This window comes from Leptolyngbya iicbica LK, assembly GCF_004212215.1.
GTDB classification, from domain to species: domain Bacteria; phylum Cyanobacteriota; class Cyanobacteriia; order Phormidesmidales; family Phormidesmidaceae; genus Halomicronema; species Halomicronema iicbica.
Genome location: NZ_QVFV01000014.1, coordinates 14267 through 40842 on the forward strand (window position 1 = coordinate 14267; position 26576 = coordinate 40842).

Consider the following 26576-nt stretch of genomic DNA (forward strand, 5'->3'; position numbering starts at 1 on the left):
ACAAAACGGAATCCAAGGAAATTTAATGCCTTTATTTCGGATCGATAAAGAGAACAAGCTGGAACGCATTGAAGAACATAAATTCAAGCTTGAAAAGGATATCCAGAGGTTGACCGAAGCCAATTTATTAGAGATTTTCAGTTTAGAGTTCGTCAGAACTGAGTTTGCTCTACATCAATTTAGGATTGACACCCTTGCTTTTGATCCAGAAACGAACTCATTTGTAATTATCGAATACAAACGGGATAAGAATTATAGCGTGATTGACCAGGGCTACGCATATTTATCTCTAATGCTGAACAATAAAGCAGATTTTATCCTTGAATATAATGAAAACGCAGATTCTACACTTAAGAGAAAGGATGTAGACTGGTCCCAATCAAAAGTGATTTTCCTCTCACCTTCTTTCACTAACTATCAGAAGGAGGCTATCAACTTTAAGGATTTGCCGATAGAACTTTGGGAAGTGAAGCGCTTTAAGAATAAAACTGTCTCGTATGTTCAAGTTGAAACTTCTGGAGCAAAAGAGAGTATCAATACAGTTTCCAAACAAGATCATACTATCGAAACCGTTAGCAAGGAAATCAAGGTATTCACAGAGCAAGAGCATCTAGACAACGCAGAAGATGATATCAAAGAACTTTATCTTAAATTCAGAGAATCAGTTTTCAACCTTGATGATGATATAAACATTAATCCCAGGAAGTTTTTCGTCGACTTCCAGTACAACAAAAAGAGCTTTACTGACGCAGTCATACTGAAAAGAGGGTTGAAAATCTACTTAAATTTAAAGAGTGGTGATTTAGATGATGCAACAGGAATTGCAAGAGATGTCTCCAATGTTGGGCATTGGGCAATGGCGCATATGAAATAAATCTTAAAGATGACTCTGATTTTGAATACATTCTGAGTTTGGTAAAACAGTCTTTGAACAAGAATAAAAATACTTTTTATGTCTGAGAACAAGTCTAAGAAACTCCCTGAATTAGCCTCTAGTAGAGAATTTGCTGAGTTCTTCGAAACTCACGATATTAGTGAGTGTGAGCTTGAGGAAACCCACTTCGACTATACGAAAGCAAAGCCTAATCGGTTCGTCGTGCAATCTCGTAAGGATGGAGAGCGCAAGCGCCTCGAAGAAAACACGAGGAGCGATCGCGAGACTGGGAATTGAAGGGCGATCTCATTTAGCAGAAGAGGGGAAGCGATCGCTTTTATGCAAGTTGATAAGATTCAATAATTTGCCTGTTCAACTCTTGCAAATACTGTTTGCCCAGATCGCCTAACTTTCTGACAACTAATCGTCGTTCAAGCGTAACTACCCGAGTCACCCTAACTTTTGAAGAAACTCGCAACCCTGTTTGCCGAAACTCCAGATCGTTAATTTCAAGCTTGAATTCTCCTGCTTCGAGATGGTCTAGTTGCTGCGATGTTATGGCACAGACCACAACGTCAATACCAACAGGAGCAACCCATAGAATCACGGCAGGACGCAGCTTGGTTTGACTCAGATCCGTAAAGGGAAAATTAACCAGTACTACACTACCTTTTACGACCACGTGACGGGTTCTCCATCTTCAGATGAATAGATTTCAGGTTCATCGCGCCAAAAATCAAAGCTGCCGCCTTGCTCGGCAAGATGCGCGATTTCGGAGGCAGAAGGATAGGGGATCTTGCCCAGGAGCTTATCCAGTAAAAGAGATTGCTCATCAGCTGAGAGTGACTGAATCAGCTGAATCAGCGACTCAACCAGTTGAAGGTTCGGTGAAGATGCCGTTGATTTCATCATGAGTGCTGTGGATATCTATCAACAGGTTACTCCACACATTACCCTTAGGCTTGAGAAGCATTGAGAGTTATCGAGACCAGCAGGCAGACCAGCTTGGTTACTTATTCATCGTTCATCCTCTCGGCCAGAACAACCGACCTCTAACCGGTTTTGCCATTGCCTCAAAGAAGATGACGGGAGCGATCGCGAAACTAGGAATTGAAAGGCGATCTACTCTTTTGGGTGAGATTACTTTGAAGGTGGTTGGAGGAGCGATCACCTTCCGGCTGTTTCAGCATCTCTCCAATCCCAAGCTGGCTGCGGTCTACACCCGCATTTTGGAGATTGCTTGGTGAATCGTCGTGGGAGAATGAGCCTTTATGAGGCCTTGTTATGCCCGCTGCGTATATTCAAAACGAAACTGAATTTGATGCTCTGCTCGCGTCCGAATCCCTCGTTGTCATCGATTGCACCGCGACTTGGTGTGGCCCGTGCAAATTAATTGCGCCCCTGATTGACCAACTGGCCGATGAATACAGCGATCGCGTCAAAGTTCTGAAATTAGACCTCGACACCAACAAAGAAGTGGCCAAAAGATTTGGCATTCGCAGCATCCCAGCGGTGATGTTTTTTGCCGATGGCAACCTGGCGGAAACCATGGTGGGGGCCAAAAAACACGAAGAATATCAGGAGGCAGTGGATCGGCATCTCGCTTGATGGCCGGCGCTTGCGAAAAGTCGTGACGCAGCCGCAAGGGACGAGTACGGCAACAGTGGATGCGGCTTTGTCCGTGAGCGAGTCAGGGGCATTTTGGTGGTGGCATGGGGTTGGGTGCGATCGCAAACAACAACGATTCGTAGCCCTACGATGAATCGACTTCTACACGAGAATCTTTCAGCTCCCCTTGCTCCAATCATTGTTGAAATCTATCCCGATTCTCAGCCTGTCACCCCCCTCTGGTTGACTTTTTAGCCATCCCCCAAAGGTATAGCAGTCCGCAGTAAGGTACCAACAGGCAAGGGGCTTAAGCCCCTTGTTCCGCAGCATGGGGATGTACGGAGCTATCTACGCGGCGCTATATATTTATCCACGATAAAGATATTGATGATTGATGAAAGCGAAAGAGAGTGCGCCAGAGCAGGCGTTTGAATATCAGGTCAGAGTACAGCCCCATCACACCGACTACGGGGGCGTCGTGTGGCACGGCAACTATATTGCGTGGCTAGAGACTGCCCGAGTGGAATGCCTGCGATCGCACGACATTAACTTTGCCGATTGGGTAAATTGCGGAGTCGATTTGCCCGTGGTGGATTTATCCATTCAGTATCGGCAACCCTTGATCTTGGGGGCGATCGCCCTGATCAAGTGTTGGCTGTTGCCCAGCCAGAATGTACGGCTCATCTGGCAATACCAGATTCTCAATGCCGCCACTCAGGAACTGTGCGCCACGGCCCAGGTCACCCTCGTCCCGATTCAGCAACAACCGCGCAAAATTTTGCGCCGCTTACCTGAACCCATGCAGTCCGATCTCGCCCGGTTGATGGCGCCGTCAGCCCCGTCAGGATGATAAGGCCGAGTTTGGCGAGTGGCTCGTGCGGAGCATGTTGATAAATACCTCGACGGCGGGGGCATGGGGCGTTTGGGCCAGGGTGGCGACCCCGATCACCCGTTCCAAGGGCTCCGGCAGCGATCGCACCTGCACCCCAGCGGGAATGGGCAGCGCCGCGAGTCGAGGCAAAATCGCCGCCCCTAATCCCTGAGCCACCATGCTGACAATGGTGGAATCTTCTTTGATCACATAGGCGACCTTGAGCTCTTGGCCCCAGCGCTGCCAGTGATCCCGCACAACGTTCGTGCATTCCGCATAGTTGTACAAGACGAAATTATAATCGGCCAGGTCGTGCCAGGTCAGGTGGGGGGACAAGTGCTTCATCCCCGCAGGCAACAGGGCCACATACTCATCACGGGCCACTTCCCACACGGCAAACTCTTCGGAACGGGGCAAGGGCACCAGCCCCATATCGACCTGCCCTTCTCGTAGCGCTTGCTCGACGCCGGCTGGTTCCAACTCGGTCAGACTAATTTCCACCCGGGGAAACTGCGATCGAAACTGGGCCAAAATCGGGGGCAGCAGATGGGTTGCCGCACTCCGAAAGGACGCAATGCGTAGCCGCCCCGCGTACAACCCTTTTTCTAGATTCACCTCGTACTCGATCTGCTCCCGCAGGTCCAGCATTTTGTGGGAGTGATACAAGACCCGCTCACCCACCTGGGTTAACTTGGCCCCAAATCGCCCTCGCTTGAGCAGGGGCACACCCAACTCTTCCTCTAAGGACGCGATCGCCCGACTCACCGCCGCCTGAGACGTATCGAGCGCCAGGGCGGCATGGGAAAAAGTTCCTTCGCGGGCGATCGCCGCTAACACAGCCAACTGATGAATGTTCATAACAACAATCTATTCGGCTAGCGAATAGATGAAACTCGCAGAGAGTTTTGATCTCCCTTGGGAGTAGAGGTTAGCGTGACGGGCAAGCTGAAATCATGTCGAATTTGACAGGTTGCCATGTTTGAACTCATCTCCTTCCACCGCTTTCGTGACACTCCCAGCGTGCAGTTTTTTGATATCACGGTCGCCGATTCCAACGCCCGCGATTTAGTCTTTCACGACGGGCCTGCTACCAGCCCCAACAATTCGGCCCAGGGAGGCTGGCAGTTTTATCTGCACCCCAACCAAGAAGACAACTTACTTGCCGTTTCTGGGGGCCGCACCTTTTACCTGGTTAACTTTGCCTGGGAATATCCCTTCCACGAAGTGCGACTTGATGCCAACCGCCACATTTTGCGCTTACCCCCCGGCACTTTTCACCGTTCGGTTTCAGACCCCAAGGGTTCCCTCGTCATCAACCAGGCCGTGCGCACCGCCCAAGCGACTGTCCAAAGCGAATTCCGCGTTTACAACAGCGACACCATCCCCCGGCTGCGGCGTTTGCTCAACTCGGGGCTACAACCCATGCGCCACGGCTTTATCGAAGACTGGCCTATGGCGGCGTAGACGAAGTCAGCAGGAAGCGTGAGTGAGGGGACGGGTCTCTGAGGCTGCCGTTAAGGTTATGTTTTCCCTTCGAAAGAGACCCGTCCCCTGTGGAGTTATCGCGTCACAGGGACGAGATGCCCTTCATCCAGCACATGCTGAATGACATCACCCATGACCTGCCGCAACATATGTTGGTTGCCGCTGTTGTCAATCGTCACTGTCAACACATAGCGCTCATCGTCGATCTTCAGCGCAGTCGAGCTGCCGATGACGTTCGAGTTTTGGCCGGTCTTTTCGCCAATCCACGCGACGCGCTTATTGCGCAGCTTGCTAATGGCGGTGTAACCAAAGTCCCAGTCATACTGGCCGACCATGGCATCCAAAATTTCGTCTGACCCTGACCCTTCGAAGGTATAGACCTGGCGCATCATTTCGGTGATTTCATTGGTGGTCATTACGTTGCGACCCACAGACCGATTTTTCGTTGGGGAGATGCGGTTGCCGGTTAGCTTAGTGCGAATCTTGGTTTGCTCATAGCCCAGCTCTTGCAGAGCCTGATCCATATATTCCCACCCCAAATAATCCAGCAGTTGGTTCGTGGCGATGTTGTTGCTTTCTTTGATCATTCGCACCATCACTTCGCGGATGGGATACGTCTCAGTCACGAAGATCTTGGCGCCCCGAGCATTTTCCGTAAAGTTGTGCGCGTCGATATACATCGGCTCGTCGATATCGATGCCTTCGTCGGTCAATTTTTTCATCAAGACGACGGCCACAGGCAGCTTGATCAGACTGGCGGGACTCGCGGGTGGTTGATCCCCTTTGTAGTCCAAGCAGGTGCCGTCTAGATGGCAGAGGGTAATGCGAATGGCGTGGGGCCGCCCCGTGGACTCGGCAATCTCGGCTAAAAAGGCTGACTGTAGCTCACGAATATCTTCTTTAACCGGCTCTAGAATCGCTTGATACGTCTCGCGGCGAGCGGCGGCCACCTCAGCCACACTCGAGGATTCCGGAATTTGGTCGAGTTGGCGCAGGGCCGCTTCCCACAAGTATTCCTGCTGCTGTAGCTCGGCCAGGGTTTCTTCGCCATCGGCGCGTCCGGCATCTCGGGTGGCAATGCCCTGCACCGCCAGCTCTTTAGAACGGGCGAGATTGGCATCGGCGATCGCCTCTTGCTCTAGTCGCCGCCGGGTCAAGCGCACTGCCTGGGTATCGGTAAACTGAGCAGCTAAATCAACGGATGCTGCGGCTTCCGGCACTAAAGCTTCATCAGCATCAGCCGCACTGTCAGTCTCGCTATCGGTTGATGACGGTTGCAGTCCTGGTGATGAGATCGTTGGGTACAGGGTGCCTACCGCGATCGCCACCGCCAAACCCGACACCAAGCCAGCCCCAAACAAAGCCGGTCCGCTCCAGCCTCGCCCTGCAAACCGATTTTTTAGACTATCTCCTAACACCACGGCTTCTCACTCCTTACGGACACACACCACCACCGCTCGCTAAATTATCGCTCTTGTGAGGCGCATAAATGTCCTGTGGAATACGAATTATGCAGAAAGCCCTTTGGGGCTGATCACGAAGCAACGCTGTCAGCTGGCTAGCCAATGCCACCGCTCTCCCGCCAAGAACCCGGTTAGCAAGCTGATACAGCTATTCAGGCGAGGTCGCTGACTCGGATACCAGCGGTTCCAGGCGCTCAGCAATCACTGCGTAAAAGGGATCGCTGCTGCCCAATCCCAGCATTTGCAACATCACGGGCACTGTCGAGGCTTGGGCAATCACTTCTGGCGTACCGAAACCGGGCACCGATTGAAAATACTGCTTCACTAAATGCACTCGCTGAGCTTCGGTGCCATCGCGCCAGGCCGCGATCGCTTTTTGGTAAAACATGCGATTCGAGAAGCTGACGATCGTAATGCCACCGGGTTTCAAAATTCGATACATCTCAGCAAACACCGCTTCGGGATATTGCAAGTACTGCACCGAGACGGTGTTGAGCACAGCATCAAAGGACTGATCTTCGAGAGGCAACTGATCGTTCTCGTTCAGATTTTGCACAAAGTAATGATTTAGCTGAGGATTCTTGGCCAGTTCCTCACCATTGAGACCGTGGCCTTCGACCCACTCAAAGTCCATGTCATCAGGTAGATGGGAGATCCAGCTGCTCATCATGTCAAAGATGCGCATGCCCGGCTTGAGGCGATCGCGATACAGATCGGTCAGCTGCTGAATAAAGCCATCATCTACGTGAGTGACGAAGCGGGGATATTCGTAAAACAGCGAGTCGCTGGTGGGATCAAGTTTGGTGCGCTGGTGGGATTCGAGCAGGGCTTTCATAAATTAGCAGGCAAGATGAATGCAATGTTTCTTAATCTTCTCAAATCTGCGAGTTTTTGGCAGGGCAGGGGAGAAAGGGGGCAGAAGGGTAGGGGAGCGGGGGAGAAAGGGGGCAATAAAAATCCTCTAAAGCAAGCGCTGTGGGAAGGGCTCGCTCTAGAGGATGGACTTCTTGGATAAAACGATGGGCTGGGTATGCTTGGCCTGCGAAGGGAAGCGTTCGAGAGTACAGTACCGATCCCTAACTGCGCGACTCATTCATCCAGCCACCCAGCCACCCAGCCACCCAGCCACCCAGCTACCGAGCCACCCAGGTAACGGGAGGTTCGAGGTTGGCCGATCCTTAAGCCCCATTTTCGGCCAGGTATTTGGCGACGTAGTCGGCGATCGCATCCGCCGTGATTTGCGACATGGGGCGACCTTCCTTTTCGACCGCGACTTTCAGCAACTCGTAGGTATCGCTGTAGACACCGATGCGGTGACGCTGATCTTTTTTGCGCGGCTGGTACGTGGCGGGGTCGTAGCCAGCGGAGAACTTGCGCAGGGCGTCGAAGGAGACGCGATCGCAAAAGTCACCAAAGCTTTCGCCCACGCGCCGTTGGTCGCGGAAATAAACAAACAGAGGCTCTAGGAAGAATTCCAATTCATCGACAGGGAGCCGCTCGGTATAGGCGCGGGCCAGACGGGTTTGATTGGGCGAGCCACCCAGCCAGATTTGATAGCTCTCGGGCGCACTGCCAACAAACCCAAGTTCCGCCATGTAAGGACGCGCACAGCCATTGGGGCACCCCGTCATGCGCACGACAAAGTGCTCGTCGGGCAAGCCCAGTTTGGTCAGCAACGCGCGCACGCGACCCAAAATGTCCGGAATCACCCGCTCTGACTCGGTCACCGCCAGGCCGCACATGGGCAAAGCGGGGCAGGCCATCGCCTCGCGCACCATCTGATCTACTTGATCGGGACGAGTGACGCCGTGCTCATCTAACAGCGTTTGAATGGCGGCTTTGTCGCCGGGCTCAATGTCATAGAGCACAATGTTTTGGTTCGCCGTGATGCGCATCGGTACCTGGTAGCGCTCGACAATGGTGCGGAGGGCGCTGCGTAGGTTGAGGCTGCCGTTGTCGTAAATTCGGCCATTGTCGATGTTGACGCCGACAAACCACTTGCCGTCGCCCTGTTCGTACCAGCCAAGGTAATCTTCAAATTTCCAGGCGGGCAGCTTTTTGAAGGGCTTGAGCGGTTTGCCAAAGTAGCTTTCGACTTGCTCGCGGAATTTTTCGACGCCCCAGTCGTGGAGCAGATACTTCATCCGGGCATGACGCCGCTGGAAGCGATCGCCATAATCGCGTTGGGTCGCCACGATCGCCTTCACCGCGTCAAAAATATCGGCTTTGTCAACGTAGCCAATTTCGTCAGCAATGCGGGCAAAGGTTTCTTCTTTGTTGTGGGTGCGGCCCATGCCACCGCCCGCGAGGATATTGAAGCCTTGCAGGGCTCCGGCTTTGTTCGTAATGACGACTAAGGTCACATCCTGAGTGTAGGCATCGACGGAGTTGTCACCCGGCACCGTTACCGCCATTTTGAACTTGCGGGGCATGTAGTGGGTGCCGTAAATCGGCTCAGCGCTGTCGGCAAAGACGGTGCCGTTGTAATTTTGCTGCCGCGCGGCGACCACGTCGGGGTGCTCCTCGACCGTGACGGCTTTTTCACCATCCAGCCAGATCTCGTAATAGGCCTCGGTTTGGGGACGCAGCAGGTCGGCAATTTTGTCCGCGTACTCTTGAGCAATCAGATACTCCGGCTTGTCTCTGAAAATAGCGGGGGGGGCCATGATGTTGCGGTTGAGGTCACCACACGCGCCCAGGGTCGAGCCGAGGTTTTGAATGATGGTCGCGACAGTGGCCTGCAAGTTGGACTTGAGAATGCCGTGGAGTTGAATGCCCTGGCGGGTCGTGGCCCGCAAATGACCGTAGCCGTAGCGATCGCTCAACTCATCCAACGCCAGGTAGAGCTGTGGGGGAATGAAGCCACCAGGATTCCGCGTCCGCAGCATCATCCGGTAGTCCTTTTCCTGACCTTTGACCCGGTTATCCCGATTGTCTTGCTGGTAAGACCCGTGAAATTTGAGGATCTGCACCGCCGCATCGGTGAAATGATTGGTGTCTTGGCGCAATTCCGTCGCGAGGGGTTCGCGCAAAAAGTTGCTGCGCTCTTTGATGCCTTCGAGCTTCGAAACTTTGTGGTCAACAGCAGATTGCAGAGATTGGGGGTTGATCGGAGTCTGAACCATAGGGCGCTGAGAGTGAAATAAGTAAAATCCATTTCCCTGGAATAGCCGAGAGCAGCAACCCGGCGCGATGCTCGGCCCAGGAATATACGGTAACCCGGTCGGGATTTGGGTGAATAGTCACAATCTTAGCACTGGATCCCTGGAAAACATCACCCCCATCACTAGGGAGTTGCTCATTTTCTTCACCCCGAAGACAGGCTATCAAATAGCTGTATGGCTTGGCCGACAAGCTGTTGGGTACATTCTCGCTCACCCCCCGGCGACGCTACGGCCTGCCACGCTACAAATCTTGACAGTTGCGCATCAACAAATTTGGTTGAGCGCAAGCCAGCTAAAGACAACAAAAAGGAGGTGCGATCGCACCTCCTTTTTGCCCATCACCGTCGCCCCCAGGCGACCCTCTTGCAGCTTATTAGCTAGCGGGAGCCTCGGCCCCTGCGGCAGCCCGAGCGGCAGCCGCTTCATCCGGATGGATATTCAGCCGCGTTAAGTTGACGCGCCCCCGGTTGTCGATTTCGCGGATTTTCACCACGACTTCGTCACCCACAGACACCTCATCTTCGACTTTGTTGACGCGATAGTCAGCCAACTGCGAGATGTGAATCATGCCATCGGAGCCGGGCAGAAACTCCACAAACGCGCCGATGGGAATGATGCGCACCACCTTACCGAGGAACACGTCACCCACCGAGGGCTTGAAGACGATCGCTTCGATCATGGCCTTGGCTTCTTCCGCCTTCTTGCCATCCAGCGACGAAACGGTCACCGTGCCATCGTCTTCGATATCGACCTTAGCGCCAGTCTGTTCCGTGATGCCCTTGATCTTCTTGCCGCCCGGGCCGATGACCATACCGATCATCTCCGGATCAATCTTGAAGCTGAGCAGTCGGGGCGCAAAGGGGGAGAGTTTTTCCCGAGGAGCCGCGATCGCTTGCAACATGGATTGCAGAATATGCAGCCGGGCACCCTTGGCCTGACGAATCGCCTGGGCGATCACTTCCACGGGTAAGCCCGTGATTTTCATGTCCATTTGTAAGGCGGTGATGCCGGTATCCGTGCCCGCCACCTTAAAGTCCATGTCACCGAGGAAATCTTCGATGCCCTGAATGTCAGTCAAAATTCGGACTTCGTCGCCCTCTTTGATCAACCCCATGGCGGCCCCGCTCACGGGCTTGGTGATAGGCACCCCGGCATCCATCAAACTCAGGGTCGAGCCGCAGACGGACCCCATCGAGGTGGAACCGTCGGACGACAACACTTCCGACACCACGCGAATGACATAGGGGAAGTCTTCTTTCGGCGGCAGCACCGGAACGAGGGCGCGCTCGGCCAATGCCCCGTGACCGATTTCCCGCCGACCGGGCGATCGCATCGGGCGCGTTTCGCCCACGGAGTAAGGGGGGAAGTTGTAATGGTGCAGATACCGCTTGTCGTCATCGGGATGCAGATCATCCATGATTTGCGCATCGCCAGAGGTACCCAAGGTAACGACCGACAGCACCTGAGTCAGCCCGCGCTGAAATAGCCCAGTGCCATGCACTCGGGAAGGCAACAAACCGACCTGCGAGCTAAGCTTACGGACTTCATCCAACTTACGTCCATCGATGCGAACGCCCTCTTCAACAATCTGCTTGCGCATCAGCTTTTTGGTGATGCCTTTGTAGGTATTGCCGAGGGCTTTGGGATTCTCCTCAACTGCTTGCCGTACCGGATCATCCTCGGGCTTGGCGGCAATCTCTTCGGCAATCTCTGCCTTAATGGCGTCGAGTTTTTCATCGCGTTCAGGCTTCGGCAAATCAAACTGCTTGAGGATGCCTTTGATGGGCTCAGTCGCCCGCTCTGTCAAAAACTGCTCCAGCGTTGGATCCGTTTCCGGCGGCGTCGCAGTCACGCGCTCAATGCCCAGTTCCGCCATCAATTCGTTCTGCGCTTTGATCAAATCTTGCACGACTTCATAACCAAAGTCGATCGCTTCGATCACATCCTGTTCAGGCAGTTGGTTGGCTCCTGCCTCGACCATGATCACCCCGTCGGGCGAACCGGCCACGATCAGATCAAGGTCGCCCTTTTCGATTTCTTCATACGTGGGGTTAATGATGAAATCGTCGCCGATCAGACCAACCCGCACCGTTGCCATGGGGCCGTTAAAGGGAATTTGAGCCAGTAGAGTGGCGATGGAGGCTCCAGTTGCCGCCAGCACGTCCGGAGGTACTTGCTCATCCATCGAGAGGGTGCTGGCCACAATCTGAATGTCATCCCGCATCCAGCTCGGAAAGAGGGGCCGCATGGGGCGATCGATCAATCGACTCACCAGGGTGGCCCGCTCGGGCGGTCGGCCTTCCCGCCGTAAAAAACCACCGGGGATACGCCCTGCGGCATACAGTCTTTCTTCGTAATCAACGAGTAATGGGAGGAAATCAATCCCTTCACGACCGGATGAACGAGTGGCGGTCACAAGGACTGAAGTTTCGCCAGACTCGATCAACACGGAGCCCCCCGCTTGGGGCGCTAGCAAACCTACTTTAAGTCGGATATCCCGTCCATCAAAGGATATTGACTTGTCAACTTCTTGCATGGATTACTTTATCCTTTCGTTTTTTTGTTTCTCTTTTGTGTCGCCCTCAATCGTAACACTGTAATTGGCAAGCGTTTTTTTCCTTAAGAGACTGTTGCAGGCAGGGCAGAATTGCGATTTATTGAAGCACTGGAAATCTCGCTGTAGAAACTGCTCAAGCTTTCAAAAAAGCTAGTGAAATCAGGATTTTCAGCGTTTTTGCGAATGCTCATTGGGCGGCCACTAAGCCGATCAGAAAGCCCTCCACCCAGGCCCAAAGACAGTCTCCAAGCACAGCGCCAACCAGCTTTATGAGAATAAGCTCTAGCCCTGAACGACTGCCATCACCGTCGTTTTTAGCCACGAGATTTTTGGATTTAATTAATGTTTGAGGGGGGTTAAGGACGGCACCGCGATCGCAAATGGCTTACAGATAACTAGAGTCGAGACTTTCCGCTTCGCCGGGAGTTTGGGGTAAGTGCAGCCCGCACTCTTGTTTCATGCCGCGAAATCGGGTGTCGCGATCGCTCTCATCCTCAGCCATGAGCGGACGGCTGGAATGCCAATCCCCAACTGAGACGTAGCCCTTGTCAAATAAGGGATGATACGGCAAATCATAAGCCTGGAGGTATTTATAAATATCTCTGGCATGCCAATTCAAAATGGGCGAAATTTTATAGATATCACCTTGTTGCGTAACCACATCCAGCGTTTTGCGATGATCTGTTTGATCGGCTCGCAGCCCCGCCAGCCAAGCAGTGGCCCCCAACTCGCGCAACGCCCGCTGCATCGGTTCTACTTTGCGCATGTAGTCATATTTATTAAAGGCTTCGACCTCTTGACTCGCCCAAAGTTTGCCGTACAGGGCTTCCATGCGAGCCGGACTAATGGGGGACTGATAGACCTGCAAATTGAGCTGCAGCCGCTGGGTAAGGGCCTCAGCAAATTGATAAGTCTCAACTGGCAAGTACCCCGTATCGACCCACACCACCGGAATTTGGGGCACCACCTGCGTGACCAAATGCAGCATCACCGCTGACTGAATGCCAAAACTGGTACTCAGAATTAGCCCCGGGCCAAAGGTTGCCTGAGCCCAGGTCACAATTTGAGTGGCATCTTTGTGATGGAGGTCAGTCTCTAGCGCTTGGTTGGCTTGCTTGAGATCAATCATGCTGTCGGGAAGTGGAGATTAGCCGCCGATGCTTTGGCAAGTGTACGACGGATTGGCTAAGTTGGTGGGCTTAGCACTGTCGTTCACCGACATCTCTACCACAGGGTAGACCATGGTCGGGGCGGCGAGGCTCTGATGCCACCTCAGGCTGATGGCCGCAGCTTTTGCGTGTGGCTGACCAAGCTCTCGACTAACCCATCCAGTCGCTCAGCCAATTTGGCATCGACCAATTTGCCCTGTTCATCAAACGCCTGCCACGCTTGCCCGATCGCAACCTGTTCGGGAATCACCCAGGCATGTACCCAACGGGCAATTTTGCGCAAATCGTTCAGCGCGTTGCTGTTGGCCTGTCCGCCCAAGACGCTGATTGGGGCAACCACCTTACCCTCTAAATGCTCAAAGCTCATCAGGTCGAGGGCATTTTTCAAGACGCCGCTCACGCTACCGTGATATTCCGGCGTCGCCAAAATCAAGCCGTCAGCGTCCTTCACCGTTTCCTGCAAGCGGGCGACATCCGGATAGTCGCCGTAATCACCTCCATTGCAGAAGGGCAGCGTCATCTCGCGCAAATCGAGCACGGTGACCTCAGCGCCTAACTCCTGGGCTTTGCGAGTGGCGATCGCGAGCGCCTGATGGCTGTGAGATTCGGGACGTAAACTGCCCGCAATGCCAACCAACTTCACCATTGGGGTTCTCCTAATACTGCAAATCAATCAAACAATAAGACGGACTCGTTATGAGTATGAGATAACTATAGCATTTTATTCCCCCGGCGATTGCAAACGATCACAGGGCGCGATCGCTGCGTTGCAAGGAGCCGGCGATCGGACAGCACACCGGGCAGCCGCTAGATTTCCGAGGGCTCGCTCATTGGCATCTTGTTAACTCGAGGCGGTGTTCTGTGGGTCAAGCCTTAAGATACTGAGGCGAGTCCCAACGATTGGACTCGGCGAATGCAGAACAGGTGCGGCGGGTCCTCTGGTCAGCGATGACAGTCGGCGCGGTACCCGTTGACGCGGTGAGAGGCCATTGTGACGCCCACAGCGGTATTGCAAAGCCCAGTCTAGTTGTCGAGTAGAGGGTGACAAAGCGATGAAAAAGTGGATGCTGCTGGTGCTGCTGTCGATGTCGATGTTTGTGGTGGTCATCGACACGACCATCATGAATGTGTCGATCTCGGCTCTGGTGGCCGATCTCAACACCACAGTGGTAGGCATTCAGTCGGCGATTTCGCTATACGCGCTGGTGATGGCGGCGTTCATGCTTGTTGGCAGCACCTTAGCCGATCGCTTTGGCAAACGGCTGATCTTTTTGACCGGCATGGTGATTTTTGGGGTGGGAACGTTCACCGCCTCACTGAGTCAAACCCTGGGCATGCTGGTGATCGGCTGGTCCGTTTTAGAAGGCTTGGGCTCAGCGCTGATGGTGCCCAATTTGCAAAATTTGCTGCGCGATCGCTACACCGGCAAAGATCTCGCTTTTGCTTACGGCATTATCAGTGCGGTGAGTGCCGTGGGCGCGGCCCTCGGGCCTATCATGGGCGGCTATTTGACCACGTTTCACAGTTGGCGCTGGGCTTTTCGTCTAGAAGTGATCGTGGTGATTGCCGTCTTAGTGCTGAGTCGCAGCATTCCGGGCGATCGCCCCCAAAATCCCCCCCGCTTTGACATCCTAGGGGCGCTGCTATCCATTTTTGGTTTCTCCACCGTCGTGCTTAGCATTCTCATGGCTCAACCCTACGGGGTCTGGCTGGCGAAGCAACCCCTGACGATCGGCTCCCTCGCGATCGCGCCCTTTGGTCTCTCCATCGTGCCCTTCATGTTTGGCGGGGGGGTATTGCTGCTGCTGCTTTTGCTGCTCTGGGAACGGCATCTTGAGCGCCACGGTCAAGTGGGCCTGTTCAAGCCGTCGTTGTTTCAGGTGCCGGGTTTAGTGTCGGGGTTTGCAGTGCGCTTTTCGCACATGGGCCTGATGGCGTCGTTCTTTTTCATTGTGCCGTTGCTGCTCCAACTCACGTTTGAATTCACCGCGATGCAAACGGGCATTGCCCTATTGCCGCTGTCGATTTCGATTCTGATTTTTGCGATCGCGGGGGCCAGGTTATCCGGTCGCTTTCGCGCCAAGCGCATCATCCAGGTCGGCTACATTTTGGCCATTCTGGGCTTGCTGCAACTGCTGTTCACAGTGCAGCTTGATGCGACGCCCAACCAACTCGCTAATGCCATCATCTTTGGCATCGGTTCGGGGCTCATTGCCTCCCAAATTTTGAACCTAATTCTCTCTTCGGTGGAAGAAGCCGACACCACCGCTACCGCCGGACTCAATTCGACCTTTGAGCAATTGGGTAACTCCGTCGGCGTCGCCTTAGTGGGGGCCGTGATGCTGAGCACCTTGCTGATCGGGCTACAACGCAACATCACCAGCGACAGCGAGATCCCCGCCGATTTGAAGCCCGACATCGTGGCAGGCTTAGAAAGCCGCATCCAACTGGTCTCTGATACCCAAGTTCAACAGGCGCTAGAGCAGACCACCCTGTCGCCTGAAATCAGCGATCGCATCGAGTTGGCCTATCGCACCGAACGCCTGCGGGCATTCCGGGGCGGCATGGTGTTTCTTGTGTTCATCGCGCTGTTAGGACTAGTCCTGACCCCTGGCTTGCCCGATCTCAAACTGGGCTAAACCCACTGGTTAAAACTGGGCAGGCAAATAACATTCCAGACTCAAACTGTAAAAAAGCGAATGGGCAAGGTCAAACCGTAGCCAAAACCTTGATTGCAAGCGCATCTCCAAAGCAGCACACCTCAAAGCAGCGATCCCCAGTGCCATCACGACACCATCCTGCCTCGGGTTGAGAAAATTGGGTCGCTGCAGGAGTAGAGTTTGCTTAAAGATGTGCTGCAAAGCGATCGCTCAAACCTGGCTGGGTAGCGTCGGCATCTCTTCGCCCTGATAGTCTCGCGTAGGAGCGTCAAAGCCGCAGGAGGTGCCGTCGGTATGAACCACGTCCTCTTCCCAAGGCAAGCGGTAGTTGCCATCCACCATGTCTTTCATGTAGGTGTAGGGGCAGTCTTGGGCACCGCCTTTCACTGCGACGTACCCCCGATGACCAAACTGGTAAATATTGTTCTCCACGCCCCAATATTTGCGGGCTTCGCGCACCAAGTCGGGACGCACTTCGGCGGTGATGATTTCATCGGGGCGGTGGCTGCCCATTACCAACGGTTCGCCGTCGAAGTTGACGATCATGCCCTCGCCCATCGAGTCGAAGGTGCCGTCGGTGCCGCACATACAGACAGAGGCCGTCACCATGAGGTTGCTGAAGGCGTTGGCCTGATTGGTGACGCGCCAGGAATGACGAATCGGGGCGGTGTAGCCCGCCGTGCGGATCATGATTTCGGCCCCTTTGTAGGCACATTCCCGGGCCATTTCGGGGAACATGCCGTCGTGGCAGATGATTAGCGCCAGAGTGCTGCCGTTCGGCCCTTCACAGACCGGAATGCCAATGTTGCCGGGTTCCCACGGTTCCACGGGCACCCAGGGGTGGAGCTTACGGTAGTAGAGCTTGAGTTCCCCCTGGTCGTCGATGATCAGGCCGCTGTTGTAAGGGTTGCCCTTCGGGTTGAATTCCATGATGGAAAAGCAGCCCCAGATGGCGTTGTCGATGCAGGCTTGGCGAAAGGCGGCAACTTCTGGGCCATCGAGGCGACACATGATGTCGGGGTTAGTGTCCATCGAGAGCCCATGCAGCGAGTATTCGGGAAAGACCACCAAATCCATCGTCGGCATGTTGCGGCGGGCCTTGGCGACCATGTCAACGATGCGTTGGGTTTGGGCGGCGAGGTCATCCGGCGTTACCACATTGGGCAACTGCGCCTGCACCATGCCCAGCACGACCCCGTTGGGGGTTTTATTCAGTCCACCAAGTCCACTCATGGCAATCTTTAGCAAATATTAGGAACATGGCTACTGTGCCACTGGCGGGAACTCGATTTTGTGGCGATCGCTGCAACCCTGCTCAAATTTAGGCATTCATATACTTGCCTAACCACATGCTCGCCCTCACCCTAAATCCCTCTCCCAAAACTGGGAGAGGGACTTGTCCGGCCCCCCTTCTCCCAAAACTGGGAGAAGGGGCTGGGGGATGAGGGGAGTGGTTCGCCAAGTATGTCATCATCCAGATTTAGACGTCAGGCACGCACTCAAAAACACTGACACCCAAGCGGGATATCCTACAACCCAGTTACCCGCCTTAGAAATCAGCACACCCCGCAATTGAGTCAGCGATCGCTAGGATAGGATCGCAATTCGTAACTGTGGATACATCAATGACCGAGCAGCGTCGATATCTAGCGGGGATGACAGTGGGCTGTGTGCTGCTGGGGGCGACGATCGCGGGCGGTTGCAGCCAGTCACCGATCGCCGACACGGGAGAGCAAGCTGAGACGGCCTCGGTAGCGCAGCGCGATCGCAATACCTTACGCCTGTTGTATAGCCGCGTGCCGGTGACGCTAAATCCACATCTGGCGACGGGCATTCAAGATTTTGAAGCGGGGCGCATCGTTCTCGAACCTCTGGCAACTGCCAATAAGCGGGGGGAATTGGTGCCGATTTTGGCGGCAGAAATTCCCTCAGAAGAGAATGAGGGCGTCGCGGCAGATGGGCGATCGGTGACCTGGCAACTCCAGCCCGACGTCGTGTGGTCTGATGGCGAACCGTTGACCGCTGAGGATGTCGTTTTCACCTTTGAGTTTGTCAGCAATCCTCAAGTGAGAGCCGCGACCGCCCAATATTATGAGGGCGTGGAATCGGTCGAGGCGCTGGACGAACAGACGGTCAAAATCAATTTCACCGATGTCACCGCCGCCTGGCAAATTCCCTTTACGGGGCAAACTGGCGTCATTTTGCCCAAACACATTTTCGAGTCAGCCAATGGCGCGGAGGCCCGAGATGCCGAAGCGAATCTGGCCCCCATTGGCACCGGCCCGTATCAGGTCAGCGACTCGCAACCCGGCAGCATTTCCTTTGTCCCCAATCCGAACTATCGCGGCGAGACTCCCGCCTTCAAGCGGGTGGAATTTGTGGGTGGCCTGGCCCCCTACGCGGCAGCGCGAGAAGTCTTGAGCACGGGCGAAGCCGACTTTGCCCACAACTTGCAAGTCGAGGTCGAGCTGCTCAAAGACCTGCAGCAGGATGGGCAAGGTGTCGTGGACACTGTCTTTGGTGGCCTGGTAGAGCGGATTATGCTCAACCCCACCGATCCTTTTGCCGAGACGGAGGCGGGCGAGCGCTCCAGTCTGCAAGCGCCGCATCCCTTTTTGAGCGATGTGCGAGTGCGGCAAGCGATCGCCTACGCCATCGATCGCGACACCATTGCCGAAGAGCTGTACGGGTTTACGGGTCGCCCCACCGCTCAATTGTTAGTTGCACCCCGGCCCTTTGCCAGTCCGGGCACCGTGCCCTACGAATATGACCCAGAGCGGGCGGCGGAGCTGCTGGACGCGGCGGGTTGGACGGATACCGACGGGGATGGCGTGCGCGATCGCGATGGCCAAGCCATGGAAGTGGTCTTTCAGACGTCGGTAAATCCGGTGCGCCAAAAGACTCAAACCCTGGTCGCTGAAAGTTTGGAAGAGCTCGGCATCGACGTGGATATCAAACGGGTGCGGGTGGATGATTTCTTCTCGGGTGACCCAGAGCAGACCAACAGCATCAACCATTTCTACGCAGATATGCAGGCGTATACGACCGGCAACGATCATCCCGATCCCACCATTTATCTGGGTTGGTGGACCTGCGACCAAATTGCGACCCAGGCGAATCAATGGCAAAAACCGAATAACGCCCGCTACTGCAATCCCGAGTACGACGCCCTGTTCGCCACGGCCAAGCAAGAACTCACCCTCGAAAAGCGGGCCGCTCTCTTTCAAGAGTTGGATGCACTACTGGCGGAAGATGTGGCGGTGATTCCCATTGTGCATCGGGCGATCGCCAACGGCGTGAGCAAAACGCTGACCGGAGTCGACCCCACCCCCTGGGACGCTAGCACCTGGAACATCGGCGACTGGCAACGCCAAACCCCTGAGTCAGGGAGTTGAAGGCAGTCGATAGGGGGTGGGTATGTCACCGCCGATTGTTGGGGTTTGGCAGTGCCAAACCCGTACAGATACTCTGATGTTTTGGGAGCTGATATCAGCACGTAGCCCTCATATCAATTCTCTAAGTCGCGACTACACAGACTGCCCCCGGGCTCCCTCGCTCATACATCCAGACCTGTCGCGCTATCAACGAGAATTGAATTTTAGCTGGCATTTGCAGCTGGTAAAAAGTGCTGCTTCAGGCCCTGCAAAATGGGGTCACGTTGTGCCTTGAGCAAGTAAGTTTGGGTGTCGAGCGAAAGCGCCCGCCGCAAATGCTCGGCAGCCCAGTCATCGCGACCGAGGGCCGCATAGCAACTCGCCTGATGAAAGAACGCTAGGGGATGACTCGGCGACAGCGCCAAGGCTTTATCAAACGCCGCGATCGCCGCCTCCGGTTCTGACAGATGGCGCAAGACCAGCCCCAACGCCAGCCAGGCATCCGGTTTATCAGCCCGCCGCATCAGCACTTCGCGAAAGACTTCGTGGGCTTCGGGCAAGCGCCGTAACCGAGTGAGTACAATCCCTCGGTGAAACCAGAAATCGACATTGCCGGGGTCGAGGTCACAAGCCTGCTCTAAGTAATACAGAGCCTCATTGTGATCGCCGCGCTGGTCTAGCAAATAGGCATAACACTGAAATAAACGCTCGTTTTGGAAGCCTTTGGTAATCCAGGGTTGTAGATAGGCGAGGGCTTGACTCTTTTGCTGATTATCAATCAGGGCATAAGCAAGCGAAATATGAATTTCGGGACTATTGGGTTCGTTGGCGATCGCGGTTTTGAATAATTCGATCGCTTGGCTCAGTTGTCCCAACTGATATGCGGCTAACCCCTTGCCGTACCATAAGCGCGCATCCGTCGGCGCTAACGCGAGAGCGTGGTCGTAGCTTTCGATCGCCCGCACATATTCCTTTTGGCGATAGAGCACTTTGCCACGCCGTCGCCACACATTGGCATAGTTGGGGGCCAAATCGAGCGCCCGGTCATAGGCGTAAACCGCATCAGCCAGTTGTCCGGTCGCCGCTAACGTACTGGCATAGTTACACCAAACTCGAGGATTATCCGAATCTAAGGTGAGCGCCTGCTGAAAACTCATAATAGCTTCGGGATAGCGCTGTAGCTGCGCCAGACAAAAGCTACGCTGTTGCCAAAGCTCGGCGGTGCTATGGCCCTGCTCAAGCTCAGCATCACATTCTATGAGCCATTGCTCAAGATTAGCGGTTGACTTCATATTTTAGGCTTCAGTAGGACTAGGTTGGGTAGAAACTGACTGGGACGACCAGGCCGCCTCGTCACTCACTCAGAGTTCGTCAGTTCTGTACAGAGGTCATCGTCAGTCTGCATTCAACCCCGATGGCTGAACCAAATGACAGTTAAAGACCTGTTAAGGCCATCCGGTAAACAACAAGCGCCATCCGTACAAGCAGATATGCCCTTCAACGAGAATAGACGACTTTTATTTTGCCGTGCTGAGATGCCTCCAGCGGTGGATGCGATCGCCCTTAATCATCTCTTCTTGAACAGCGTTGCCAAGACCGGACGTTCAGAGATGAATCTAGTCCGTGAAAACACTGAAATATGGGGGATTGGGGCTCCAGAGCAGCTTGCAAAAACTTGATGGAATGTTCATCGGATCTTCATACCCAAACTGGCATAAGAGCGCTGCGGGACGCGATCAACAGCCAGCCAGACACCGTTCCAACGCCTCAGCGACCCAACCACCCAGGGACTCAACTAACCAGCCACTGTCCTCAACCAGAATGTGGCATGCACCCCCATCTCCGAGCGCTCTGACTAAATAGTGTCAAAGGTGATGGAGAGCGCCGCCAGTTCCGACACATTGATCGATCGCGTAGTGGCCGTGCCCGTGCCCCGCGTGTCGTCACTGATATCGGCCAACAAACCATCAATCACGTCGTTGGGATCTTCAATGCCCACGGGGCCGCGCGACACGCCTACGTTGTCCGCGATCGCCTGCAAACCTTGCAGCGCATTATTCAACGGATTGGTGCTGGCGACGACTAACACCTCGGTTGTGCCAATCGGCGGTTGCGCCACCAATCGAAAGCTGTCACTGGATTTCGGCAATTGCAACGTCGTTCTCGCCGGGAGTAGCGTCGCCGAGATCGAAGCCGTCCACTGATTCGGAAAAATCACCGACATAATGCCTTCGGCATCAATCACCAATACACTCACATACAAGTCTTGATCTTCTTGATTTTGAATTTCAAACCGCAGCCCCTGACCCACCTCAATTTGCGGCACCGTCGGACGGGGCTCAGGCGGCGTATTGGCACCGCGCACGGCCACCACTTTACCGAGAACTTGGTTGCCGATTTCATCAAACATCGCCACGTTGAGGTTGAGACGAGAGGTGCCCGGATTCAACGCCAGCTTGACCGTGCGCGCCGCCAGCAACAATCGCAGTTTAGGGCGCAATCGTTCAATGGCGGCGGTCACCGACTCTCCCGCATTGCCATAGGCGTTGGGCACCAGGTCTAAGCCTTGAGAAAACAAGCCGATCGCCCCCTCCACCGGGAGATTGGGCTGACCCGCCAGTTCTTGACGATAGGCGGCGGTCATCCGCCCCAAAATATAGTGCACTTCTTCGCCGCCTAAAGGCCGGGCCTCTACCCCGGGAATCGCCTCCAACGCGGTGCGGGCACGGGTCGCGTCTGCCCCCAACGACTCATCCAAACCAATTCGTAATTTGACATCGGTGGGAATGCCGCGCACCTGTTCTTGCAGCAGTGAGCCGGAAGGCAAATTGTCCGCATCGACCAGTCGTCCGCGCCCGGTCAAACCGTTGCGGGTCGTGAGCTGCACCAGTCCTCGCGTTTGGCCGCGCGCATCCACCCCAGAGAGCACTGCCCCCGCGTCAAAGGCTTCCAAACTGTTGGGGTCGACCCCGCCGAGCCACATTTCAACTTCCCCCCCCGCAATGTTGGTGACCACGGCTTCAGCCGGGGTAGCGATTTTGGGGACGAAATATAGCGGCTGACGGTCAAAGTTGCTGCCAGGCTGCGTCTCGAACTGGGGTTCTTGGTTGCTAAAGGAGAGCTCGGTGGTGGTGCGGGCAACGTTAGCGATCGCTCCAGTCAGGGGCGATTCGCCCGTTTGTTGCCACAGGTATTGGGTGAGCACAAAGGTAAATGCCCCAGCATAAAAGTCGCTAAAGGGCGCATCTGCAGCATATTGCTCGCGGCGGGTCGAGGCGATCGCCGCCCCTTTGGCAATCCCCTGCCGCCGTCGCTGGATAAAGTCTTCAGGACTCAGGTTGAGGCGCGATAGCCAGTCCGCCTGGTAAGCCAACTCCGTGTCACTCATCGAGAGACCGCTGCCCCCCGCCCGCGATCGAATGGTCAGATTGCCCCGCTTCGCACCGCCGGAATGGCAACTGTCTAACACTACCGTGTAATTTTCGGTGGGCATGGCACTACCGAGTAAAAACATCGTGTGCCCCGTGATGTCATCCACCGGCCCACCCGCGCGGGGAAACTCGGCGGGGAGAAAACTATCCACCGGCACGAGGGTGCTGTTCAGACCATCTTCGAAGTCTTGGTCGGGGTCGAGCACGCGAGAACCGTGGCCCGAAAAGTGAAACACAACCACATCGCCGGGTCGCGCCTGCTTGATGAGGTGTTCTTCAAACGCGGTGAGCATGCCCTCACGGGTGGCCTGTTGATCGGTCAGCTTGACAATATCGCGCGGGTTAAAACCAAACCGATGCACCAGCAGATAATATTGCAGCTCAACATCATTCACACAGCCGTTCAATGGCGCAAAGCGGCTATCGCTGGGGTAATCGTTAATGCCGACGAGCAAGGCTAGTTTGCGCGGGGTTGACTGTGCCCAGACACGGCCATAGCGATCGCCCTGACGCATCACGTCCATTTGCGACCAGCCGAGCGCCGCTAAGGTCGCCCCTGTCGCCTGCAAAAAATGACGCCGCGAAAATCCCCGTGACATCTTGCCTTCCTCCCATTTGGGCGTAACCGACAACGAAAAAGTTGACTGCTTAAAGCCTACAGTCGTTCCCCTGGGCAATCCTGAAAGGGCTAACGATATTTACAACCGTAGGAGCGCGATCGCCCGCCTCTGGATCAGGGACATTGCAGCAAGCGGGCATCGGGATACTGGGCCGTCAACTCGTTTTGCCGCCCAGGACTCAACTGACCGTAGGTATTGAGATTGCGAAAGGCTTCGGGCGACAGCGGTTCACTCACCTCTTCACCCAGGTCACTGAAGAGAATGACGGACTCTAGATTGATTTGCCCGCGCTGATCTTGCTGATAAAGGTCTTGATAGGTGTCGGCCACCACGGCCCAGTCCGAGGGTTCACAATAGCTGCGATCGACCAGCAAGACGACATCGGGCGCAGCCAAGACGACTCGAATGGCGATCGCGGCGATCGCAAACGCCGCCCAGCCCAATCCCACAATTTTGATTAGCGCCTGATTGAGTTGATTCGATCGCATCTGTTCTGTCCCGTTGACCTAGTCTTATTCTACGCAGTGACTTCGGCCTCGAGATGCAATTCACGGAGGAGCAAAAATAGCGGTAAGCCCAAGGAAACACCGACGGTTAGCGTACCGACTAGCGGTAACCACAACATCTGCATGGTCAAACGTTGCCCCTCGTAAACAATCAAGCTGATGAGGGCGATCTCGCAGACCCTAAGGAATGGGAATTTGATTAAGTGTGAACAGCCGTCTCGGCTGTTCAAGTGCAGGCAAGATGCCTGGCCCGACAAAACTTGGATTTTATAAAATCCTAATTCCTAAGACATCTAGCCAGGCAAACGTACTAATTGAATTAGCCGCAGCTTCAGCGATGAGCTGGAATAAATCTCAACCGTAAGTGGACACCCAGGGTACAAACTGACTCAACGGTAAAACCGTACCTACTACGCATAGGAGTCCATAAAAATATTTCATCATCACGAATGAGAGAAAACAGCAAGCTCATGTTGTCAGATGTATAGTCTGAAATGAGTAACGTTGAAGCACAAAAAAATGTCCCACTTTCACAAAGAAAGCAGGACATTGGGGAAGAGAGACAAACCGACTGCCACGTCAAAAATCTGTTAAGCCAGAGTCTCCGGACAATAACCCAAACCCATTACAAACTGATTGCGGAAGGCTTCAATTTCTTCACGTTCAGGCTTGCCATGGGAAACAACGGCAACTTGATAGCGGCGCATGACATCAACAGGAGATTGTCCCGTTTCGAGGGCCCATAACGCCATGCGGAGACGAATGTTGGGCTCGTGGGGAATACCCAGTTCATTCAAATAAGCGCGAAAATCTTCAGCCGTAGCCTCTTCGATGACGTCGTGCATTCTGACTTTAATAACCCAACCGTCAATCTGATGAATTACGGTAATCCAGGAAAGAGGCAGCTCGGTCTTTTGCAGCAGGTGTTCGACAACTCGAAGGGTTAAGCTTGCGTTAGCGAGGTGATAGATGTAATCCATCTGAAATACCCTCCGGTGGGTGCGTACATTTATATCTTCGTGATTTTCTGTCGCTTTAGACACTGGGAAACTCCGCGCATTACCATGGGGGTTCTACCCAATTCAGCGAAATCCATGGGTATTCCCGATAATTCCGACTTCCAACTCTCGGCTTACAATTACGAACTGCCGCCCGATCGCATTGCTCAAAACCCGGTCGAGCCCCGCGATCACGCTCGCTTGTTAACTATCACCTCGGCTCGCGGGCACGAGCATCGGCATGTGTACGACCTGCCGTCACTGCTCCAACCGGGAGATTTGCTGGTGCTCAACGACACCAAAGTCTTGCCAGCGCGACTGTTTGGCCAAAAAGTCGGGGGCGCAGCGGTGGAAATCTTGTTGCTAGAAGAGCGGGCATCGCTGGAATGGCTCGCTTTGGTCAAGCCAGGAAAGCGTCTCAAACCAGGCGCTCAAATTCACTTTGGTGAAAACCTGGATCAGCCCGCGTTAATTGCCGACGTGGTCGCCTCTGATCCCGAAACGAATGGCCGGATCCTAAAATTTACGATCCCTGGTCCAGAGTCGTTCTATGAGGTGTGCGATCGCCTCGGCAAGATGCCCCTACCCCCTTACATCACGGAATCGACGGCTCCTGACGATCGCTACCAGACCATCTATGCGGAAAAACTCGGCGCGGTAGCTGCCCCCACAGCGGGTCTCCACTTCACGCCAGAACTATTTGCGCAACTGGATGACCGAGGGATCGATCGCACCTTCATCACGCTCCATGTCGGGGTCGGCACCTTTCGCCCCGTCGAGGCAGCCACCATCACCGACCACACCATGCACGCAGAATGGCTCGATGTTCCGGCCGCCACAGTGGAGAAGATTCGCCAGACCAAGGCCAACGGGGGGCGCGTGATTGCCGTCGGCACCACGGTTACCCGCGCTTTAGAGGGGGCAGCCCAATCGGGCGAATTACAACCTTTGCAGGGCAAAACCAATCTGTTCATCTATCCCGGTTATCAGTGGCAGGTGTTGGATGGGCTGATGACCAACTTCCACCTACCAGAGTCAAGTCTGATGATGTTGGTGAGTGCCATGATCGGTCGTCAGCGATTGTTGGATCTCTATGCCGAAGCCGTTCGGCAGGACTATCGCTTCTATTCTTTTGGCGATGCGATGCTGATCTTGCCAACGGCGCGGAGATAACGGGGGCGGCAATCGGCCAGGCAGCAGCCCTTTTTGAGGACATTTCTTGATGGGCCTCAACACTTTGACATGAAAAGGTTGAGGCCATTAACGGCGCAGCGAATAATAGAGATATCAGGAACGGCGTCATCTACAGGTGAGGCCCGCTGCGAAGGCTGGTATTCGTCACAAAGCTAGCCAAGGTTAAATCACTTGCCCTGCTTGCTAGACCAGCGATCGCTGACACCCAGCATGTTGATTCCAATATCGTCTGTGGGTCAGGCCAATCGAGCCGTGGGCGACACCTGAGGAGAGTTATTGCAGAGCTTGCGGGAGGTTGCCATGCCTGCAGATACCGGCTTTGAATGTCCTCGCTGTAAACGCAAAGAGTTGGTGCGCTTACACGGTGACAGCGATATTTTTGAATGTCTCTACTGCGGTTATAAGAAAGACTTGAGCCGCGAGCTTTTGCCGCGCGGTATGAGTTGGTTTTTCGCCAGCTTACTGGGCATTTTGTTTACGCTGGTGATGGTGATGGGGGGCTAGCCCCCTTCAGAGGATGTTTGAGAATTCATCCGAGGTATCAAATTAGGCTAAGCGTCGCACCATAATCCGAATCATAGCGAGGTAGATGAATGCCTCAC

Annotated in this window: 25 protein-coding genes; 10 read left to right on the forward strand and 15 right to left on the reverse strand. The window is 54.5% G+C overall.

Annotated elements, in window-relative coordinates; genetic code table 11:
• Positions 1–25: 25 nt before the first annotated feature.
• Positions 26–874, forward strand: coding sequence for a DUF5655 domain-containing protein (locus DYY88_RS23660; protein ID WP_207223379.1), 849 nt, complete (start codon positions 26–28; stop codon positions 872–874).
• A 337-nt stretch (positions 875–1211) separates the two neighbouring features.
• Here the strand turns inward: DYY88_RS23660 and DYY88_RS23665 are convergent, their stop codons facing one another.
• Together DYY88_RS23665 and DYY88_RS23670 are read right to left on the reverse strand one after the other, a co-directional pair.
• Positions 1212–1556 (reverse strand): type II toxin-antitoxin system PemK/MazF family toxin, encoded by a 345-nt coding sequence (locus tag DYY88_RS23665; RefSeq protein ID WP_039726740.1) that lies wholly within the window; start codon positions 1554–1556, stop codon positions 1212–1214.
• Positions 1547–1786 (reverse strand): hypothetical protein, encoded by a 240-nt coding sequence (locus tag DYY88_RS23670; protein WP_044151193.1) that lies wholly within the window; start codon positions 1784–1786, stop codon positions 1547–1549. The genes DYY88_RS23665 and DYY88_RS23670 overlap by 10 nt, the downstream gene beginning before the upstream one ends.
• 50 nt (positions 1787–1836) lie before the next feature.
• On the opposite strand from DYY88_RS23670, the gene DYY88_RS23675 reads away from it, so the two are divergent.
• The 3 genes from DYY88_RS23675 to DYY88_RS23685 all read left to right on the forward strand — a co-directional run bounded on the left by DYY88_RS23675 (position 1837) and on the right by DYY88_RS23685 (position 3332).
• On the forward strand, positions 1837–2121 hold the full coding sequence (locus tag DYY88_RS23675; protein WP_130199586.1) for a hypothetical protein: 285 nt from the start codon (positions 1837–1839) through the stop codon (positions 2119–2121).
• 37 nt (positions 2122–2158) lie between these two features.
• A complete protein-coding gene (trxA, locus tag DYY88_RS23680; RefSeq protein ID WP_039726738.1) occupies positions 2159–2482 on the forward strand; it encodes a thioredoxin in 324 nt (107 codons plus the stop codon).
• A gap of 394 nt (positions 2483–2876) precedes the next feature.
• Positions 2877–3332: an acyl-CoA thioesterase gene (locus tag DYY88_RS23685; RefSeq protein WP_039726737.1), complete on the forward strand. Its 456-nt coding sequence runs from the start codon at positions 2877–2879 to the stop codon at positions 3330–3332.
• On the opposite strand, the gene DYY88_RS23690 is transcribed toward DYY88_RS23685, so the two are convergent.
• On the reverse strand, positions 3324–4211 hold the full coding sequence (locus DYY88_RS23690; RefSeq protein WP_039726736.1) for a LysR family transcriptional regulator: 888 nt from the start codon (positions 4209–4211) through the stop codon (positions 3324–3326). The two genes, DYY88_RS23685 and DYY88_RS23690, sit on opposite strands and share 9 nt — an antisense overlap.
• Before the next feature lie 117 nt (positions 4212–4328).
• Between DYY88_RS23690 and DYY88_RS23695 the strand changes: the two genes are divergently transcribed.
• Positions 4329–4817 (forward strand): hypothetical protein, encoded by a 489-nt coding sequence (locus tag DYY88_RS23695; RefSeq protein ID WP_039726735.1) that lies wholly within the window; start codon positions 4329–4331, stop codon positions 4815–4817.
• A gap of 95 nt (positions 4818–4912) precedes the next feature.
• Here the strand turns inward: DYY88_RS23695 and DYY88_RS23700 are convergent, their stop codons facing one another.
• The 6 genes from DYY88_RS23700 to DYY88_RS23725 form a co-directional block, all read right to left on the reverse strand.
• Positions 4913–6259, reverse strand: coding sequence for a serine hydrolase (locus DYY88_RS23700; RefSeq protein WP_039726734.1), 1347 nt, complete (start codon positions 6257–6259; stop codon positions 4913–4915).
• A 190-nt stretch (positions 6260–6449) separates the two neighbouring features.
• Positions 6450–7136 (reverse strand): class I SAM-dependent methyltransferase, encoded by a 687-nt coding sequence (locus tag DYY88_RS23705; RefSeq protein WP_039726733.1) that lies wholly within the window; start codon positions 7134–7136, stop codon positions 6450–6452.
• Positions 7137–7479: 343 nt separating this feature from the next.
• Positions 7480–9426, reverse strand: coding sequence for a sulfite reductase, ferredoxin dependent (sir, locus tag DYY88_RS23710; protein WP_039726731.1), 1947 nt, complete (start codon positions 9424–9426; stop codon positions 7480–7482).
• A 412-nt stretch (positions 9427–9838) separates the two neighbouring features.
• Positions 9839–12001: a polyribonucleotide nucleotidyltransferase gene (locus DYY88_RS23715; RefSeq protein ID WP_039726730.1), complete on the reverse strand. Its 2163-nt coding sequence runs from the start codon at positions 11999–12001 to the stop codon at positions 9839–9841.
• A gap of 406 nt (positions 12002–12407) precedes the next feature.
• On the reverse strand, positions 12408–13151 hold the full coding sequence (locus DYY88_RS23720) for a phosphoadenylyl-sulfate reductase (RefSeq protein ID WP_039726729.1): 744 nt from the start codon (positions 13149–13151) through the stop codon (positions 12408–12410).
• Between the two features lie 143 nt (positions 13152–13294).
• Positions 13295–13837 (reverse strand): NADPH-dependent FMN reductase, encoded by a 543-nt coding sequence (locus DYY88_RS23725; RefSeq protein ID WP_039726728.1) that lies wholly within the window; start codon positions 13835–13837, stop codon positions 13295–13297.
• Positions 13838–14243: 406 nt separating this feature from the next.
• Between DYY88_RS23725 and DYY88_RS23730 the strand changes: the two genes are divergently transcribed.
• Positions 14244–15830: an MFS transporter gene (locus tag DYY88_RS23730; protein WP_039726727.1), complete on the forward strand. Its 1587-nt coding sequence runs from the start codon at positions 14244–14246 to the stop codon at positions 15828–15830.
• A 231-nt stretch (positions 15831–16061) separates the two neighbouring features.
• Here DYY88_RS23730 and DYY88_RS23735 read toward each other — a convergent pair whose 3' ends face one another.
• Positions 16062–17084, reverse strand: coding sequence for a formamidase (locus tag DYY88_RS23735; RefSeq protein ID WP_039726726.1), 1023 nt, complete (start codon positions 17082–17084; stop codon positions 16062–16064).
• 392 nt (positions 17085–17476) lie between these two features.
• Here DYY88_RS23735 and DYY88_RS23740 point away from each other — a divergent pair, with 392 nt between their 5' ends.
• Complete coding sequence (locus tag DYY88_RS23740; protein ID WP_039726725.1) at positions 17477–19246, forward strand: peptide ABC transporter substrate-binding protein; 1770 nt, start codon at positions 17477–17479, stop codon at positions 19244–19246.
• A gap of 203 nt (positions 19247–19449) precedes the next feature.
• Here the strand turns inward: DYY88_RS23740 and DYY88_RS23745 are convergent, their stop codons facing one another.
• On the reverse strand, positions 19450–20517 hold the full coding sequence (locus DYY88_RS23745; RefSeq protein ID WP_039726724.1) for a tetratricopeptide repeat protein: 1068 nt from the start codon (positions 20515–20517) through the stop codon (positions 19450–19452).
• A 135-nt stretch (positions 20518–20652) separates the two neighbouring features.
• On the opposite strand from DYY88_RS23745, the gene DYY88_RS23750 reads away from it, so the two are divergent.
• Entirely contained in the window at positions 20653–20904 is a 252-nt protein-coding gene (locus DYY88_RS23750; protein WP_039726723.1) for a hypothetical protein, read from the forward strand.
• A 176-nt stretch (positions 20905–21080) separates the two neighbouring features.
• Here the strand turns inward: DYY88_RS23750 and DYY88_RS23755 are convergent, their stop codons facing one another.
• The 4 genes from DYY88_RS23755 to DYY88_RS23770 all read right to left on the reverse strand — a co-directional run bounded on the left by DYY88_RS23755 (position 21081) and on the right by DYY88_RS23770 (position 24762).
• Entirely contained in the window at positions 21081–23255 is a 2175-nt protein-coding gene (locus DYY88_RS23755) for a caspase family protein (protein ID WP_039726722.1), read from the reverse strand.
• Positions 23256–23389: 134 nt separating this feature from the next.
• Positions 23390–23764, reverse strand: coding sequence for a hypothetical protein (locus tag DYY88_RS23760; RefSeq protein WP_039726721.1), 375 nt, complete (start codon positions 23762–23764; stop codon positions 23390–23392).
• A 29-nt stretch (positions 23765–23793) separates the two neighbouring features.
• Positions 23794–24039 carry a DUF2834 domain-containing protein gene (locus tag DYY88_RS24985; RefSeq protein WP_367889324.1) on the reverse strand — a complete coding sequence of 82 codons (246 nt, stop codon included), beginning with the start codon at positions 24037–24039 and terminating at the stop codon, positions 23794–23796.
• A gap of 333 nt (positions 24040–24372) precedes the next feature.
• Complete coding sequence (locus tag DYY88_RS23770; protein WP_039726720.1) at positions 24373–24762, reverse strand: hypothetical protein; 390 nt, start codon at positions 24760–24762, stop codon at positions 24373–24375.
• A 114-nt stretch (positions 24763–24876) separates the two neighbouring features.
• On the opposite strand from DYY88_RS23770, the gene queA reads away from it, so the two are divergent.
• Together queA and DYY88_RS23780 are read left to right on the forward strand one after the other, a co-directional pair.
• Positions 24877–25953, forward strand: coding sequence for a tRNA preQ1(34) S-adenosylmethionine ribosyltransferase-isomerase QueA (gene queA / locus DYY88_RS23775; RefSeq protein ID WP_039729837.1), 1077 nt, complete (start codon positions 24877–24879; stop codon positions 25951–25953).
• 321 nt (positions 25954–26274) lie between these two features.
• Positions 26275–26478, forward strand: coding sequence for an eL43 family ribosomal protein (locus DYY88_RS23780; protein WP_039726719.1), 204 nt, complete (start codon positions 26275–26277; stop codon positions 26476–26478).
• Positions 26479–26576 lie beyond the last annotated feature (98 nt).

Excerpts from the sequence above, each read along its gene's own strand:
- DYY88_RS23660 (WP_207223379.1), top strand. The coding sequence starts at position 26 with ATGCCTTTATTTCGGATCGATAAAGAGAACAAGCTGGAACGCATTGAA.
- DYY88_RS23670 (WP_044151193.1), bottom strand. The coding sequence starts at position 1,786 with ATGATGAAATCAACGGCATCTTCACCGAACCTTCAACTGGTTGAGTCG.
- trxA (WP_039726738.1), top strand. The coding sequence starts at position 2,159 with ATGCCCGCTGCGTATATTCAAAACGAAACTGAATTTGATGCTCTGCTC.
- DYY88_RS23685 (WP_039726737.1), top strand. The coding sequence starts at position 2,877 with ATGAAAGCGAAAGAGAGTGCGCCAGAGCAGGCGTTTGAATATCAGGTC.
- DYY88_RS23690 (WP_039726736.1), bottom strand. The coding sequence starts at position 4,211 with ATGAACATTCATCAGTTGGCTGTGTTAGCGGCGATCGCCCGCGAAGGA.
- DYY88_RS23695 (WP_039726735.1), top strand. The coding sequence starts at position 4,329 with ATGTTTGAACTCATCTCCTTCCACCGCTTTCGTGACACTCCCAGCGTG.
- DYY88_RS23705 (WP_039726733.1), bottom strand. The coding sequence starts at position 7,136 with ATGAAAGCCCTGCTCGAATCCCACCAGCGCACCAAACTTGATCCCACC.
- sir (WP_039726731.1), bottom strand. The coding sequence starts at position 9,426 with ATGGTTCAGACTCCGATCAACCCCCAATCTCTGCAATCTGCTGTTGAC.
- DYY88_RS23715 (WP_039726730.1), bottom strand. The coding sequence starts at position 12,001 with ATGCAAGAAGTTGACAAGTCAATATCCTTTGATGGACGGGATATCCGA.
- DYY88_RS23720 (WP_039726729.1), bottom strand. The coding sequence starts at position 13,151 with ATGATTGATCTCAAGCAAGCCAACCAAGCGCTAGAGACTGACCTCCAT.
- DYY88_RS23725 (WP_039726728.1), bottom strand. The coding sequence starts at position 13,837 with ATGGTGAAGTTGGTTGGCATTGCGGGCAGTTTACGTCCCGAATCTCAC.
- DYY88_RS23730 (WP_039726727.1), top strand. The coding sequence starts at position 14,244 with ATGAAAAAGTGGATGCTGCTGGTGCTGCTGTCGATGTCGATGTTTGTG.
- DYY88_RS23735 (WP_039726726.1), bottom strand. The coding sequence starts at position 17,084 with ATGAGTGGACTTGGTGGACTGAATAAAACCCCCAACGGGGTCGTGCTG.
- DYY88_RS23740 (WP_039726725.1), top strand. The coding sequence starts at position 17,477 with ATGACCGAGCAGCGTCGATATCTAGCGGGGATGACAGTGGGCTGTGTG.
- DYY88_RS23745 (WP_039726724.1), bottom strand. The coding sequence starts at position 20,517 with ATGAAGTCAACCGCTAATCTTGAGCAATGGCTCATAGAATGTGATGCT.
- DYY88_RS23750 (WP_039726723.1), top strand. The coding sequence starts at position 20,653 with ATGACAGTTAAAGACCTGTTAAGGCCATCCGGTAAACAACAAGCGCCA.
- DYY88_RS23755 (WP_039726722.1), bottom strand. The coding sequence starts at position 23,255 with ATGTCACGGGGATTTTCGCGGCGTCATTTTTTGCAGGCGACAGGGGCG.
- DYY88_RS23760 (WP_039726721.1), bottom strand. The coding sequence starts at position 23,764 with ATGCGATCGAATCAACTCAATCAGGCGCTAATCAAAATTGTGGGATTG.
- DYY88_RS23770 (WP_039726720.1), bottom strand. The coding sequence starts at position 24,762 with ATGGATTACATCTATCACCTCGCTAACGCAAGCTTAACCCTTCGAGTT.
- queA (WP_039729837.1), top strand. The coding sequence starts at position 24,877 with ATGGGTATTCCCGATAATTCCGACTTCCAACTCTCGGCTTACAATTAC.
- DYY88_RS23780 (WP_039726719.1), top strand. The coding sequence starts at position 26,275 with ATGCCTGCAGATACCGGCTTTGAATGTCCTCGCTGTAAACGCAAAGAG.